7 protein-coding genes are annotated in these 16,274 nt (G+C 54.8%); 5 read left to right on the top strand and 2 right to left on the bottom strand.

Annotated features, from left to right (window positions below):
• Positions 1-69: 69 nt before the first annotated feature.
• Positions 70-1,056 carry a type I phosphomannose isomerase catalytic subunit gene (locus HNQ64_RS12400; RefSeq protein ID WP_184208977.1) on the bottom strand — a complete coding sequence of 329 codons (987 nt, stop codon included), beginning with the start codon at positions 1,054-1,056 and terminating at the stop codon, positions 70-72.
• 183 nt (positions 1,057-1,239) lie between these two features.
• Here HNQ64_RS12400 and HNQ64_RS12395 point away from each other — a divergent pair, with 183 nt between their 5' ends.
• The 5 genes from HNQ64_RS12395 (at position 1,240) to HNQ64_RS12375 (ending at position 5,350) form a co-directional block, all read left to right on the top strand.
• Positions 1,240-2,232 carry a hypothetical protein gene (locus HNQ64_RS12395; protein ID WP_184208975.1) on the top strand — a complete coding sequence of 331 codons (993 nt, stop codon included), beginning with the start codon at positions 1,240-1,242 and terminating at the stop codon, positions 2,230-2,232.
• A 3-nt stretch (positions 2,233-2,235) separates the two neighbouring features.
• Positions 2,236-2,583 (top strand): diacylglycerol kinase family protein, encoded by a 348-nt coding sequence (locus HNQ64_RS12390; protein WP_184208973.1) that lies wholly within the window; start codon positions 2,236-2,238, stop codon positions 2,581-2,583.
• 158 nt (positions 2,584-2,741) lie between these two features.
• The gene (locus HNQ64_RS12385) at positions 2,742-3,653 is read left to right on the top strand and encodes an alpha/beta hydrolase (protein ID WP_184208971.1); all 912 of its coding nucleotides are present in this window, start codon (positions 2,742-2,744) and stop codon (positions 3,651-3,653) included.
• 44 nt (positions 3,654-3,697) lie between these two features.
• A complete protein-coding gene (locus tag HNQ64_RS12380) occupies positions 3,698-4,837 on the top strand; it encodes a DUF2156 domain-containing protein (protein WP_184208969.1) in 1,140 nt (379 codons plus the stop codon).
• A 255-nt stretch (positions 4,838-5,092) separates the two neighbouring features.
• Positions 5,093-5,350, top strand: coding sequence for a hypothetical protein (locus tag HNQ64_RS12375; protein WP_184208967.1), 258 nt, complete (start codon positions 5,093-5,095; stop codon positions 5,348-5,350).
• 98 nt (positions 5,351-5,448) lie between these two features.
• Here HNQ64_RS12375 and HNQ64_RS12370 read toward each other — a convergent pair whose 3' ends face one another.
• Positions 5,449-16,017, bottom strand: coding sequence for an immunoglobulin domain-containing protein (locus HNQ64_RS12370; RefSeq protein WP_184208965.1), 10,569 nt, complete (start codon positions 16,015-16,017; stop codon positions 5,449-5,451).
• Positions 16,018-16,274 lie beyond the last annotated feature (257 nt).

Below are 16,274 nucleotides of genomic sequence, written 5' to 3'. Positions count from 1 at the left end.
AGGTTCTCTCATCGGAGCGTGATACTAAAGGCGTGTCAATGGAACGTCAAGTTGCCGGAACGGGAGGTTTTAAAACGATGCCGCATCTGGGCTTCCCCTGGGTATTCTGACCTCCAGCCACTCCGTTTGGGGCTCCGCAGCCACGATTTGGCGGTCTTTCTCCTTCATGCAGGCTGGAATTAAGGCAAAATCCCCAGCCCTTAAAATGCAATTCTGAACGGTTAAAATCCCACGAATAATCACCACCGTTAGATGCTCGCCCGCTTGGCCAACAGTACTTGTGCAGGGATAAGCGACTTTTTTCACCTCAAAAAATGGACAATTTACCAAAACTCCCACCTGTGCAGCAGGTTGGATCTGGGGCTCGAAGTCTTGAAAGTTAAGACTTTGTAGAGAAGCCTCAACGTGCAAAGTCCGCGGCAGACCATCCAGTCCTTTGCGGTTCCAGTCAAAAACGCGGTACGTTGTGTCGCTATTTTGCTGAATTTCAAAAAGCACCAACCCCGCTCCGATGGCATGCACTCGACCACTGGGAAGGTGAAGACTGTCTCCTGGCTGCGGCTGAATGTGGTGCAGCATTTCGGCCACACTCCCATCCTCCAGGGCCTTTTCAAAGAGCACCCTCGTCGCCCCTGCTCGCAGCCCAGCATAAAGCCGTGCCCCGGGAGCAGCATGTGTGATGAACCACATTTCCGTTTTCGCTTCGCCATTGAGCACCTGAGCGACCTCGGCCGGCGGGTGGACTTGAATGGAGAGATCTTCACAAGCATCTAAAATTTTCATCAGGAGCGGATAACGCTCTGAAGAATGATCCGCCAATGCCTCCCCAAAAACAGCCCGCCGATGTTTCTGCCAGAGGTCATGCAGCGTCAGCCCTGCGGCCTCACCTTCGCACACTTGGCTCACGGCTTCTGGGCGATCACAAATTTCCCAGGATTCGCCGTAGGGCAATGCAGGGTCAGGCAGCTTCCGACCGAATTTCGACTCCAGATTTCGGCCACCCCAGACGCGGGTTTGATAGATGGGCACAAAGCGCAAAGGCTGATTCCATGTCATGTGAAGAGCCTAATTCGCAGACTTACCTCACCGTGCAACCCCCCATTGCAGATAAAGAAATGTGACCAGCCTGAAATTCGATCAATGAAACTGAGTTCCCTAAACGTTGTTGGAGCCACAGAAGCTGAAATCTCAAGATTTTTCTTCCCCATCCGCACTCCGTTTGATCACACTCAACCCACCATGAAGTCCCTGCTCCACACCACCGTTTTTCTGGCCACCTGCCTAGCTACTACCACTTGGGGGCAGGCACCCGCCACTCCCGGGATGCCGCAGCCAGGAACGGCGCTAACGGAAGCTCAGGTCAATTCCGTCATGACCCAGCTCAAAGAATTGGAAAACCAAATCCTCCAAATGAGAGGAAATACCCTGGGCACTATTTTGGCCAAGTTACGTGCCGCCATGGCCAGTGACCAAGCGGCCATGAGCCTTTTTTTAGAATGCTCCAACATCGTCAATAACGAGCGTAAAGAAGTGGACAAATCAGAGGCTCGTGAACGTCAAGCCAAGATGGAAAACCGCAACAAAGGCAGGGATGCGGACGAGGATGGCGACGTGGGCTTCGCGGTCCGGCTAGGCATCCAATACCTCGTTCTCACGCTGGAAGCCCATGAGGCGAAGGAAGAGGACTTTAAGAAAATGGTGCCCAAGCTCCAAGAGTATATCAATACCGTGGTCGCGGCAGCCCCGAAGCTCAAGGGTCGCGCTTACAGTCAACTGAGCAATGCTCTCTCTCCAAACAATGCGATCATCGAAGCCTTTAGCCTCAGCCGTTACCTAAACCGCAAAGAATGGAGCCAACGCCCTGCTGACATTGGTAGCATGTATATGCTCACCCTACTGCCGTTAGCCGCGGAGACCAATAAGGAGAGCCTGCCCGCTCTCTGGGATGCACGCATCACAGCAGAAGGAGTTTTTCGCAAAGAACAGATGTTTGCCCCTGAGTTCGAACTCTGGACCCAGAATGAGCTGCCCACACTCCGCTGGCAACGAGCCTTTTATCTTTATGAAAAAGGCCCTTCCACAATCAACGCTTTGGCTGACATGCTGAAGCTCATCAAAGAAAACCCAGGCCATCCAGATGCTCCAACATGGGTGAAGAGCCTTCGTCAATTGGTCAATCAATCCGCTCCCGAGCAAAAGAGCGCTAATATTGAACCTCCTTCTGGTTCCTAACGCATGGTCGTCTGGTGCAGCAAGGTCATTCGCAGCTTACACCATGCTTTGCGAGGCATTGGCTACGCCTTGCGAACCCAGCGGAATCTTCAGATCCATCTAGCTGCCACGGTGCTGGCTGTCGGTTTGGGGGTAAGCCAAAATTTAGCCGATTGGAAATGGTGCTGTCTGGGCATCACCATTAGCCTTGTTTGGATGGCTGAGCTCTTTAACAGCGCACTGGAGAAGCTCTGTGACCGAGTGACCACCGAACAGGAAGACGCTATTCGCCAGATCAAAGACATGGCAGCAGGCGCTGTGCTGTGTGTGGCGCTATTGTCCATTTTTATCGCCATCATCATTTTCAGTTAAAGGATGGAGTGACCTTCGATACAAACTTCAGCCGAAATTAAAAATCACACCAAAGGGTTTTCTAATTAGGATTTACAACCCAATTCATGTAGGACAACTCGAAATATTCTAGCTTTGATGATTATTGATTCTGGTGATATTAATGCGCATTACAAATAATGAATAAAACGCCCGATTTTTCATCTCTAAGGCCCGAGCGGCCTTTGGATGAACGATGGGAGTTACTGAAGCTTCGCTCTCTCGAAGCCGACATTTACGCTTGTTTTGTGCCAAGTGAAAAGCCGTCGTCCGGACCGACTTTGATCGTTTCTCACGGGGCGGGTGAGTTTAAGGAAAACTATTTCGAGATGGCCCGCAGCTTGGCGAAACAGGGCATTTCATGCCTTTTGCTTGATATGCATGGACACGGTCAGAGTGGTGGGAAAGCCTACCATGTCTCCATGAAAGAATGGGTGGCAGATCTACAGGCCGCACTGGATTACTTGGAAACCCGACCAGATGTGGACGCCAAGAAAATGGCGGCTTTTGGACTTTCTTCCGGCGGCACAGCCATCTTGGAGGCTGCGGTCATTGATCCTCGTCTCAGAGCCCTCATTGCACTGGATGCCACGGTGATGAACACGCTGCCCTGGTCCATCACACTCACGATGGCCAGTCTTTCTGCGGTTGGTTATCTTAAGCGGTGGTTCACAGGCAACGACTTGCGTATCTCGATCGTCCAAATGCTCGAAGAAGTGCAACTTGCAGCAGATCCTGAGATCAATGCTCGCTTAAAAGTGGATCCAGGAAAACTGCAAGCCTTTGCCAATTTTCCCCTTCCTGGTGCTTCCGCTGCCTTTTTCGTCAATACCATCCACAGGGTTTCAAAAATCTCTGCTGCCACTCTGATCATTTGGGGTGAACAGGACAATCTCGATCCTGTCAGCACAGCCTATAAACTTCATGACGCGCTCACCTGCGTCAAACATGTGGAAGTCATCGAGGGTAATGGGCATGCAGGTCACCTAGACCGCAATAGACAGCGTGTTTTTGACCTTACCGGAGATTGGCTACTGAAACATCTTGCCTAGCGTGCTCCTCAAAAAGGTGTAGAACCTACCCCTTCACTTAAACCATGCGCTCAATCTTAGGAAAAGAAGCCGAAAATTTCGATCCCGAAGCCAAATGGTCTTTACTATCGGATCATCTCAAAAAGCATGGTTGCGAAGCACTTTCCTATGCAACTCTCCAGCAGGGCATGGAATATTTCGTGCATGAATTGGGGTACATTGCTTTCATCACCGCCACACATCCAGTATTTGCGCGGAAACCCAAACGAATCGCTTTAACGGATCCTGTCTGCGCACCGGAAAATCTTCGCCCCCTCGTTGCTGCATTTCTTAAAGAGTACCCAGCAGCAGTCTTTGGGGTCGTTTCAGAGAACTGTGCTACCGTTTTGAGGCAGATGGGGTTTAAAGTCAATTGCGTAGGTTACGAGCCCGAACTTCCTGTTCAGACCTATAATACCAAGGGAAATTGGAAGGAGTTGGACATGATCAAACGCGCACGCAATGAAGCCAAGCGCGAGGGTATCAGCATTCGCGAAGTGAATATCGCCGAGGTTTCTTTGGAGGAGTTGAACGCCTTGTCTTCGAAATGGCTCCAAGGGAAAAAAGTCAATGATCGGGAGATCTGGATCTATGCACGCCGCCCGGTTTATCAGCCTGAGCATGATGTGCGTAAATTCGTCGCGTTCGATAAAGAAGGCACCGCAATCGGCTACGTGTTTTATGATCCCATGTACCGCAACGGCAAAGTTTTTGGTTACTCTGCCAACACCGTCCGCTGTGATGAAGCCCGCTTTGGCCGCCTAGCCACGGCTGTGCACATGGTGGCTATGGAGGCCTTTAAAATGGAAGGAGTGGAAGTGCTAAATCTTTTGTTATGCCCATTCACCAACCTTCAGCAGGGCATTTACTCAGATGACTTGATGACCCGATGGTTTTTTCAAATCAGCCAACGTTTTGGTGGAGAAATCTACAATTTCAAAGGGCTCGCTTTCCATAAGTCCAAATATCGTGGATTTGAAAAGCCAGTTTATTACGCCTCCAATAGCACGCTTCCGTCAAATGATGTCTATCTGGCATTCCTGACAGCAGATATTGCGCGCAGCTACTTCACCACGATGAAATTGCTGGGTATTGGCATCTTCAAAGAACTGCTCAAACGAAAGCCTGAAAAAGCAGCACCTCCTTCCCAAAGCTCCACTCAATAGTGTATCTTTGTCACATCAAAGATTGCGAATCTGTCTTTGATCCAGATAAAAATTTTAACAGTCGATCACCCAGTGATCGACTGACTTGCGTGAGGAGGATGCTCCTATTCCTTTGATTTTTAAGGAGTTCCTTCATCGCCTCGCGTTACTCAACACCGTTACAGGCACACCAATTTTTAAACCAACCAGGTCCCTAAAGATTAATTTTTTAAAATAATACACACAAATTAATGATTTTGTGCGAATGTAGTGGGTATGAGCACATCACTTGACCCGACGAGGCTGCGCTTTTTGCTTCAGAATCTCCACAATGAATTTCCTGGGGTGGACTATGCGACCCTAGTCAGAACTGTCATGGAGGTCGAATCTCACATCGAACCCAGTGAATCCTGGGACGACTACTGTGGCCGTATCCGTGGCTCTATTGAGAGCGAGCACGCAGCCACAGCCCACATCTCCATCCGTCGCATTGGAAAGATCACTCGCTCCCGCAGTCTAGTAGAACTGCACTGAGCCGCTTTTCCAGAAAGGAGTGGGAAGCACATCCGTGAACAAAAAAACACCGCGTCATCTGGGAATGACGCGGTTCCGAAATGTGATTCACTCAGGCATCAAGGCTTCTGGAACTCAATCGGCCACGATACCAGCTCATTGGTCGGAGCGGTGGACAAGGCTGGTAGTAGCAGATGCCCGCCACCAAGGATGCCTTCAGTTGCATTGACAGGCTGACGTAAAATGCCCACGAACGGAACCGTGCGTGGCACGGCTTTGCCTTCAACCATATCTGAAAGGGCAAAGCTGCCGCTGAACAGGCCCGTTGTAGTCGTAAAAGTGACTTTCCACTTAGTCGCATTGACCGGTACCGTCACAGGCGATGCGACAACCACTTTGCCAGCAGCATCTACCATGACGGATACGGGCAGATCGTCATATGACTCACTTATGAAGGCCCCATGAGCCACGGTGAGCTGGCCAGCGGAATTCAGCCCGAGGCGATCAGCCAGGGTAATAGCGGTCACGGTCTTGGTGGCCTTCGTCGGCGGCAACCAGGGATCCAGCATCATCCGGCAGGCCAAAGGGCCAAAGCCTGCGCGGTAGGATTTGTCCTTGGACTCGGGCGCTTTCTGCCAAACGAGATCTGCTTCAGAATCGAAGTCCACATACTTGCGGCCCACCAGGTTTGGATGATTCTCCAGCGGAATGGTACCTGCGATGTAACTGTTCAACCTTTTATAAGGAAGGATGAAGAGACGATAACCGGCATCGGAGTCAGCGGCCAGGGAAGCCGTGAGGAGCGTGCCGTCGCCGAGCTTGCCAGCCAGCTTTAGAGTGCCTTTAGCATCCACTGTGGCCGTGGCATAGCCTACGCCCTCCGGCACAGGCATGACGGAGGTATCAATCACCCGCCCTGAGCCCAGCAGCAGCGTGTGGGCACCCGTGTGAGTCAGCGTCTGCCCTTTTGCCAGCACCAGCAGCTTTTGTCCTTCCTGGGTGGAAGCAACGATATTGTTATTGAGCTTAAGTGTGATCTCAAACTCACCTTGCAAGGGCAGGATAAAATCCAGCACATAGCTGTTGGCCCCTTTACTGAAAATGGCCTGGCCGGTGAAGGTTTCTTCTTCCACATCGGTGGTTAGGCTGCCCTTGAACGGCAGGGCTGCCAGTTCACCCGCTGTGGTAAGCTTACCCGTGAAGGTTTTTCCCGTGGCTGCCACAGTGATCTCCGCCTTTGCCATCGGTAGCGAACTACCGCCATTGCTAACGAGCAGGGCCTCATACTGGCCAGCAAAAGTATCCACCGTGAGGGTACCATTTACATAGATAAAGAGGTAATTGACTGCCACCGCTCCAGCAGGCTTGATCGAGTAGAGTCCACCTGCACTGGTCTCTTTGGCCGTGGTCGTCACCACCGGCGGCTTCACAGCGGGCTTGGCTGCCTGATTGTCAAAAATGGTCAATTCACTATCACCCGCGAGGAAGCCTGCGTAGCTTAGAGTGAGTGAGGGATTTGGCTGGCCCACCAGTTTGCGCTGGTTGTCTGCCGTGACGGTTAGCGGCGCTTTATTGATGACAAGGCTGCCGGTTTTCTTCACAGCGCCCGCAGTGGCCACCACCGCATATTTGCCTGCTTGGGTAGGCGGTGTTTCGCTGCCAGCATACGTGATGGTGACCTCCACAGATTCATCCACGCCGACATAGCCGACTACGATGGGCGATCCCGTGTAGGTCTGCGTCAGGTTTGTTAGGGTCAGGCCCGTGGGATCAGCCAGAACTTTGAAGCTCCGGATCACGGGCGCAGCGGCCTTGACGGCGGCACTGCCAGCCTGCACTGCGCGGACATTGACTGTGCCCACTCCTGTCAAGGTCAGCACCCCTGGTGCGGAAAGATTGGCCGGGCCAGAGACCACCTCAAAGCTCACGGCCAACCCTAAACTCGAGTAGGCACTCAAGGCCACCGTGCCCTCGCTGAGGTAACGTGTCGGAGAGACGGTAAAAGTGATGGTCTGGGTGACTGGCACCACCGGTGTGTTACCAGTGACGAAGAAGCTGCGTGTCACCGCCGCTGCTTCCTGCCAGCTTCCATTTCCTGGCTGGATAGCGCGAATCGTGACGGTGCCGCTGGGCCCGGTCGGTGTGACCATGTTGCCAACCAAAGTGGCAGGACCAGAGACGAGATCGAAGCCCACAGGCAGGCCTGAGGAGGCCGTGGCACTGAGCATGAACGGACCCGCTGTGGCGAGACGGTCTGCCAGCGGCGCAAAGCTGATTGTTTGCGGCTCTGGGGATGGCGGCGTGTCTAGGGAAAGGAAGCTGTGCACCACCGCCGGGGCAGGTTCGTAGTTGGCATTTCCCGCCTGGGTGGCGCGCACGGTCACCACACCCTCCGTTCCCTCCAGGGTCACTGTGGCACCGCTCAAAGTGGCCGGGCCAGAAACCCATTCAAAACTCACCGGCAACCCGGAACTAGAGGTGGCGCTGAGGGTGAAGGGAACGCTGAACATCGAACGATCTGAGAGGGCTGCAAAGTTGATCGTCTGAGTGGCCTTGGCCACCGTGAAGGTGCGTACCACCGGGGTGGCGGCGGAGAAGTTTTCATTGCCAGACTGGGTGGCCGTTAGCGTCACCTCCCCTGCCCCCGTGATGGTCAGAGTGCTGCCATTGAGAGTGGCGGGACCGCTGGTCACCTCAATAGAGACCGGCAAGCTGGAACTGGAGGAGGCACTTACTTGCAGGCTGTTTGCTGACGGATTGAAGGTCCGATTCGCAGGCTGGGCAAAGGTGATCGTCTGAGGTGGCAACAGGCCGTTGCGCGAATCAAACTCGCCGCCATTCAGAATGGCGAATCGGCTTTTAGCAACTCCGTTGATTTGGCCAAAGTTTCCCCCAACATAAATTCGACCTTGGGCATCCACTGCGATGTCGTTCACTTTGCCATCCAGTGACACCGTCATTCCTGTGTCACGGACGAAGCTCTCATCCATACGGATGAAAGTTTGCAGAGCACCGGAGAGCAGCTTGCCATCAGCCTGCCGTGCCACCGTATTGACCACGCTGCTATGCCCTGTGATGGAGAATCCTAAATCAGCCCCGGTTGCCGCATTCAGCCTTTTCAGATAGGGCTGTCCCAGATTATTGCCAGCAACAAATAAGGAGCCGTTAGGCAGTTGCAGGATGTCGTAAACAATCGTGAAAATATCTGGCGACACAAAGTTGCCATCACGTGCTCCAGTGGCGGAAAGCTTGACCAGTCGCGCCATAGCATTGCTGCCCCAAGTGTTGCTGATACCACCGACATAAAGTGTGCCATTTGATAGGCGGTGAATGCAGTTGACGTCATTGACAGCACCGGATGTAAAGTTAGCCATCACGGCCCCATTCGCCCCGAGGCGTGCCATGCGATTCACACCCGCCGAGGTATTCGAACCAATCTGGGTAAATTTCCCGCCGATGTAAACGGAGCCATCTCCCACTGCGGCAAGAGCGAGAACACTTTGATTAGGTCCAGCCGCGTTAGGCGTCACGCTCACCGTATCAAAGGCTGTGTCGAGAGCCAAGCCTGGTGTGAAACGAGCCACGCGCGTCACGTTTGTTGTTATACCACCCATGATTACATTGGTGAAGTCGCCGCCCACAAAGATGCGCCCTTCCGAATCCACGGCAATTGCACGAATGCTGTTATTAAAGCTCGGGGAAAAGTTGAGATCCAGCGTGCCGTCTGGAAGGAACCTCGCCAAGCGCCCGCGGTTAATGGAGGTGGCCCCGTTCACCGATACGCTGGTGAAAGCACCGCCCACTAAATACGAACCATCATCATACAAGTGAATGGCCAAGACTTCATTATTGAAGGTCGGCTGAGGGCGATCACCCGCGAGCGCATCTGGCCTGCGCTGCACCGTCAGGTTGGCTGTTCCCGATGTCGCTGAGGAAATGGTATTCGTGACGCGCAGGCGGTAGTTGCCTGCATCGGCAAAGTCCACCCCCGCGAGCGTGAGGGTGGGTGTGGTAGCTCCGCTGACTCCGTTGCCATTGGTTAGGGCGACGTCTCCCAAGAGCCACTGATAATTCAGCGTGCCAGCACCCCGGGCCGTGCCACTGAAAGTCACGGTAGTGCCTGTATCCACGACCTGGCTCACTGGAGAGCTGAGAATTTCAGGGGCTGAAAGCACGGTCAGCAAGGCGCTGTTGCTCGTTACTTCATTATCTGGGCTGGTGACGGTGACCGTGTAATTGGCAGCATCACCCACGATGACATTGGAGATCGTCAGAGTCGGGGTTGTTACTCCAGAGACACGTCCGCCATCATTCAAGGGCAAGCCGTTTCTCTTCCAACGGAAAGCAAAGCCATTGTTGCCTGTCGCGCTGGCGCTGAACTGAAGCGAAGCCGTGCCCACATCCACCACTTGGCTAGCTGGGTGAGTGATGAAACGTAGCACGGGCCCATCTCCCTGGAGGATGACCATGCGGTTCGCAGCTCCCCCCTTATAAGTGGTGAAACTGAAACCTGAGATCCAGAGGCGGCCCTGAAAGTCCACCTCAATCGCAGTAATGTCACCACTATTGAAACCTGTGCCGACATTAAAGCCGTCATCCAGGCTGCCGTCTTCATTCAGCCGGAACAATCGGTTCGTTGGAGTCGTAAAGCTGCCGCCCACCAGTACTTTACCATCCGGCAAAGCTGTTATCACCGAAGGCGCATTGGTCAGCGTTGCCGTGAAGCTGAAAGAAGCATCAGCCGCGCCATCAGGCAGCAGCCGAAGCAGTCCAAATGGAGACGCATTGCGAGCGACCAGAATGCGGCCCGAAGCATCCACCGCCGTGGTGGCGATCAAGCCAGTCGGCAAGGCAGGCGCAAAGGTATTGTCCAACGTGCCATCGGCATTCAGCCGGATGAGGCTGGGGATCGTTGTGGTTGCCCCGAATGGACCGGAACTGTTGAAGTTGCCTGCCACCAAAATCTTCCCATTCGGGAGCAACTGCATGGCATTCACATTGTCGTTGAGTTCGAGTTTAAAGGTGGTGTCCAGACTGCCGTCCGGATTCAGGCGGACGAGGTAGTTGTAGCCGAAGTTGCCGCCATACCCCCCAAAACTACCCGCCACATAGATGCGCCCCAGGCCATCGGCAATCACCGCCACAGGCGCACTGGAAGGCCCCACTGGCAAAAAGGATGTATCCAAGGAGAGATCTGCATTCAGACGGGACAAACGTGTGCGCCCGGGCCCCTCGATGTTGGCCACACTGGTGAAATTGCCAAATACCAGAATTTTGCCATCGGGCTGACGGAAGAACCCATCCACGCTGGAATTGGTACCGCTGAAATTCCCGGCAGAGGGCCCTGTGGCGCGCCCCTCCGTATCAATAACGACCAATTGATTTCCAACATTCGTGGCACCGCCATTGAGCGGATTTCCTGCAATGCTACCTCGAGCGCCAATGAGTGTGCGCCCATCCGGGAGATGCAGGAAGGCATTCACATAATTGTTCGAGTTCGTGCTCGTCGTGCCCAGAGCCACCAATGCAGGATCGCGGTCAGAGGCCACTTGGTTCACCGTGACGGAGGCAGGTGGAGTGCTTGCCGTGCCTTGGCTATTGGTCACGGTGAGTGTGTAAAGGCCGTCGTCCGCGTTGTTGGCACTGGCGATGATGAGGGTGGCCGTATTCGCTCCAGAATAACGTCCGCCATTCTGGATCAACCCCCCATCGCGTCGCCATTCATAGGTAGCAGGAGTCGCCGCCAAAACCTCGGCGGTCAATATCAGCGTCGCACCCCGGTCCGGCGAGGCACTGGCGGGACTACTCACTACGACTGGCGCGTACAAGACATTCAGCTTTGCAGGGTTGCTGGTGACGGTGCTTATCGGTGTTCCTCCGGTCACCTCCACGCTGTAAAAATCATCATCTGCCACCCCCACGTTGGTGACGGTGAGGATGGCCGTCGTAACGCCCGAAATGCGTCCACCATCCGCCAGTGGCACTCCGTTCTTCAACCACTGGTAGCTAAGGTTGGTCCCCACCGCTCCTACGCTCATCTGAGCTGTGGCCCCACCATTGACCCCCACCTTGGCGGGGTGATTGACGATCGCAGGGTCTGCGGGGTCTCCTTCCAGCCGCACCACACCACCCGTTGTGACACCATTGAAAGTCGTGAAATCTCCTGCAAGCCAGATGGAGCCATCGGGGGCGTGCGTCACCACTTTGACATCTGCACTGGGCCCCGTGCCCACATTGAAGGTGGCATCGCCATCATTAGACCCTGGAGAAGGCAGCGGATTGCTGGCCTTGATCCGGTAAACCGAGCCGCTGCCGCCGATGCTGGCACGGGTTACCACGACCTTGCCATTTGGTGCCTGCGAGAGTTCATAAACCTGGTTGCTGGAGGCAATGTTTGAGAGTGTGGTACCATTTGCACCAATATGAGCAAGGGCCAGACCGCCACCCGCGTTTCCTGCTGCAAAAATACGCCCATCCCTCAGCACCAGCAGGTCATTGAATGTAAAACTACCCAAGGAGGGCGTAAACGTGCTGTCAAAGGTGCCGTCTGAATTCAGCCTGCCGAAGCGGTTCGCCGCAGAACCTGCAAGCTGGGTAAAAAACCCACTAACCAAAAGCTTGTCATCATTTTGCACGGCAATGTTGGTCACCTGTTGGTTCACAGCCGGTGCAAAAGCAGCATCCATCACCCCGGCTGAACTGAAGCGTGAAATCTGCCCATTGGTGCTGACAGACATCCCCACATACACACGGCCGGTGGAGTCTAGAGCGATGTCATTCACCTGCCCCGCGCTGAGGTTACTGCCCACATTCGTGTTGAAATCCGTATCTAGTGTCAGGTCGGCATTCAGCCGCATCAAGCGGGTGGCTGGAGAGGTAAACTCCCCTCCCACGAGGATTTTCCCATCGGGCTGCCGCAGCAACGCACGGACGCTGTTGTTCAGAGTCAGGGGAAAGGCCGTGTCGGTCGAGCCATTGGGCAGAATACGAATAAGATAGGGCTTGTTGACATTGTTCCCCAAATTCACACCAAAGAAACCGCCGATGAGTACTCCGCCATCCCCCGTAGCCACGATGGCCTGGGGAGACCCGCCTGTGAAGGATGGCCGCCCCGCAGTCGCTTGACCTGCAAAAATACCGCCCGAACGCGCCGTCACGATGACTTGCGCGGGTGCACTGCTGAAACTGCCTGCAGCATTTGTGGCCACCAGCACATACAGCCCGGCCTGGGCCTGGGTAAGCGCCGCGATGTTCAGCGTGGTCCCCGTCGCGCTTGTCACAGGTGCACCGTTGAGATGCCACTGATAGCTGATGGGCGTCGGGCTCGTCGCTGCCGCTGTCAGCGTCAATGATTCCCCGACCAGCCGCGCCGTGCTGGCCGCAGGCTGAGTGGTGAAGGTCACTGGAGTGTCAGAATCCAACAGCGTCACGGTGGCATCTGCACCGGTAGTCACTGGCCCCTGCGGATCGCTAAGGACCACACGAAAATTTTCGGTGGACTCCTGCGTGCCATCCGCCAACAGCGTGAGGGTAATGAACTTGCCATTAGAATCTCCAGGCCCCCAGCTCAGCGTGCCTGTCGCTGCCGTGTAGTCCGTGCCCGCCGTCGCGCTGTTGCCAGTGAGTGCATCTGCCGTGCTCCACTGCACAGAAATCGCGTTCAAGACGGAACCATAACGCCTAACCAGCAGTGTAATGGTCTTAGCTGCTTCCGTGTAAGTCACACGAGCGGGTTCAAAGCCCAAAGTTCCCACTTGGGCATTCCCCAAGAGCTCTGCCGCGTAGTTTTTGGTCACCCCGTTCACCGAGGTAAAATTGCCTGCAATGAACAGGTCACGCATCGAGGTGAGATGCAGGCTATTTACACTGCCATTCGTGCCAGCACCCACGACAAAGGAGGAATCAATGCTGCCATCCAACTTCAATCGGGCCACGCCCCGAAGATTGATGCCACCAATGGTCAAAAACTCTCCAGCGATCACCAGCTTGCCATCCTGGTCGAGGATGCCTGAGACCTTCCCTTCCGTATTGTTGAAAGGACTGACAAAGGAACTGTCCGCATTACCAGCCACATCCAGCACCGCCATGCGCGGGCCTGGGTTGTGGGAACCATTGAGTCCAGAGAAACGCCCACCTATCGCGATCTTCTGCCCATTCGCATACAAGCCGATGGTTTCAATTTCTCCTCCGATGGCCGAGACGGCGGTGAACCCAGAATCCACAGTGCCATTGGCATTCAGACGGGACAGATTGTAGGTGAAGCCCTGGCCATTTCGGCCGATCATATGGGCTACCAGAACCATCCCAGAAATACCCTGCTCCACCACCGCATCCACCTTGCCCTGGAGATCACTGCCCAGAGTCGCCGGGGCGGTAAAACTGCTATCGAGCGTGCCATTAGCCAAGTAACGGCGCAAGCCGCCGCCTGAGCCAAATCCCACATAGAACGTGCCCCCAGCCCCGGGGGCAATCGTTTCCACATACAGATTGTTAACGGTGGGCAGCGAGGGCGTGTAAGTCGTGTCCAAAACACCATTGGCCTGGAAGCGTGCCAAGTCGGGTCGGCTCACTGCTGAACCACTGGCTGGGCTGGTGACCGTGTCAAAGAAGCCGCCTACCAGGATGCGGCCATCCTGCAGGACATGCACCGTCGAGACCCCATTGTCGAAAGTGGACTCAGTGAAGCTTGTGTCCACCGTTCCATCCTGCAGCAGACGCTGAAGTGTGCGGACCGTGGGCGCGCCATTCTGGTTGGTGACCACGATCCAGCGCCCCTGGAAATCCGGCGCTGCAGCCGAGATCGCCCGATTGCTACCCAGAGTAGAGGTAAACGAGGGAACGACCGAACCTGCAGGCGTGAGTACATTCACCGTTGCCGCAGCCGAAGGAACAGACCCGTTGGTGCTGGTGACAACCACCCGATATTGCCCGGTATGATTCTGCGGATTCACCTGACTGATCTGCAAATTTCGGAACGTCGCACCGAGGATGTTCGCAAAGCCACTGCCGCTATTGTATTGCCACTGAAAGGTCACCGGCACCGTGCTGTTGACCGTGACGGATAAGTTCAGATTTGCCCCCTGGTTCAGCGTCACGTTGGATGGAGAGGTGACAATTTCAGGAGGAGAATCATCATCCAGAATGGAGACCTGGGTCATCGCTACAGTGCCCAGGGTAGCTCCTCCTGTGGGTCCGTTAAGTGTGACCTGGAAAGTCCTCGTCGCATTGGCCGGCACGTTGTCCGTTAACGGGATGGTGATGCTCTTTGCGCCGCTTTCACCATCGGCCCAGCTCAGGCTGCCGCTGGTGCTCGTGTAGTGGGTTCCGGCCACCGCATTGCCGCCGCCTGTGGCGTAGCTCACACTCACAGCTCCGGCGATGCCAGCTGTGCGGGCCACCTGCACCGTCACGCTGCCCCCATCCTCGAAGGCTGAATAAACAGGACTGCTGAATTTCAGTGTGCCTGCACCAGCGGTGCCATCGCCTTCAAAGGCCACCAAGTTGTTGATTTCCAACTCAGGGTCTGTGACACGTGAAAACCATCCACCCGCCACGATGCGGCCATCATTCAAAGGCACCGCACTGTAAAAATGCGTGGTGTAATTGTTGCGGTCCGTCGAATAAGGGGCCGGTGTAAAGGTCGTATCGCGGGTACCATCTGGATTCAGGATGATGAGAGAGGCCACGTGTGTCTCATTAAAAAGATTGAAAATGCCCCCAGCCAGGATGCGACCATCTGGCAGCAATTGCAGCAGCCCCCCCATCCAGCCATTGGCACCCGTGCCCAAGTTGGCATTGAAGGCTGCATCCGGCGCACCATTGGCAGTAAGTCCGGTGAAGTAGGCTCCTTGCGGATTCCCTGCAAGGGTATAGCCACCACCGATGATCACTTGGCCGCTAGGCAGCGCCAGCACGCGATTCACACGGCCATACTCGTTTGCAAAAGGCACATGAAAAGAGGTATCCTCCTGCCCTCCCGGCAGCAGCCTAAACACATAAGGATAACCGCCAAAATTGCCTGCGCTGCCAGATACATAGATCCGACCGTCTTGGGCGAGATTGACACAGTCCACCACCCGAGAGCTCCCCACCACTGCGGAGGAGTCAAAAGTTAGATCCTGCGCGCCAGTCTGGGCATCCACACGAATGAGGTTGGCTCGACCTCCTGCGGAAAACGCCCCAGCAATGAGCAACCCTCCATTCTTGTCCAAGGCCAAACTTTGCACATAACGGCCAGCTCCATTCGAAGCCAATGTGGGCGGTACAAACGTGGGATCCAGCGTGCCATCTGCATCCACTTTGGCGACCAAGGCTCTCACGGTGCTGGCGGGACCGTAATTTTCAAACACACCGCCAATAAAAAAGGAGCCGTCCGCATTCACCAGGATGGCATTCACTTCCGAAGCTTGACCCACTACGGTCGTGTGAGGTCCCTGGACAAACGCCCCGTTCGCCGCAAAAGATAGATCCAAACTGCCGTCTGGCAGCAACCTCTTGAGGGCAGTTAATTCGCCCACATTATTGTGCCTGCCCATGCCGCCGCCACCTCCCACGAGGATGGCACCGCTGGGCTGAATGCCCAACGCCTGTACCGCCCCTGTCGGTCCTGAATCAGGGTAAGTGGGCCCCGTGATGCCAACCCCAATTCCACTAAGGAAAACAGGATCCAAGTCTGCCGGTGCAGCCATGGCTATCGTAATAAAAGAAAAGCCGAGGCAGAAAATAGTGCTAAATGCACGGATTAAGTTCATAGGCGATACAAATTGGAAGCTGCTAATTTGTAACTACTCCATTTTCAACTGGGAGTTACCTTTAGTCTTAGAAATAAAGGCCACTGTGACAATGTGCTCTTAACGAACGTCTTCTTCTCTCAGACGTCTGTTAACAGGCACTCCTGCCGTGACACGGGCTGTTAGAACGTCTATCATTCACGGCATGCTACGCC

This window comes from Prosthecobacter dejongeii, assembly GCF_014203045.1.
In the GTDB taxonomy this organism is placed as follows: domain Bacteria; phylum Verrucomicrobiota; class Verrucomicrobiia; order Verrucomicrobiales; family Verrucomicrobiaceae; genus Prosthecobacter; species Prosthecobacter dejongeii.
Note: the sequence above shows the minus strand (reverse complement) of the source record. Positions and strands in the feature narration are given on the sequence as shown.

What these genes read in the sequence shown, in the direction of transcription:
- HNQ64_RS12400 (WP_184208977.1), bottom strand. Translation starts at nt 1,056, where the DNA reads ATGACATGGAATCAGCCTTTGCGCTTTGTGCCCATCTATCAAACCCGC.
- HNQ64_RS12395 (WP_184208975.1), top strand. Translation starts at nt 1,240, where the DNA reads ATGAAGTCCCTGCTCCACACCACCGTTTTTCTGGCCACCTGCCTAGCT.
- HNQ64_RS12390 (WP_184208973.1), top strand. Translation starts at nt 2,236, where the DNA reads ATGGTCGTCTGGTGCAGCAAGGTCATTCGCAGCTTACACCATGCTTTG.
- HNQ64_RS12385 (WP_184208971.1), top strand. Translation starts at nt 2,742, where the DNA reads ATGAATAAAACGCCCGATTTTTCATCTCTAAGGCCCGAGCGGCCTTTG.
- HNQ64_RS12380 (WP_184208969.1), top strand. Translation starts at nt 3,698, where the DNA reads ATGCGCTCAATCTTAGGAAAAGAAGCCGAAAATTTCGATCCCGAAGCC.
- HNQ64_RS12375 (WP_184208967.1), top strand. Translation starts at nt 5,093, where the DNA reads ATGAGCACATCACTTGACCCGACGAGGCTGCGCTTTTTGCTTCAGAAT.
- HNQ64_RS12370 (WP_184208965.1), bottom strand. Translation starts at nt 16,017, where the DNA reads ATGGCTGCACCGGCAGACTTGGATCCTGTTTTCCTTAGTGGAATTGGG.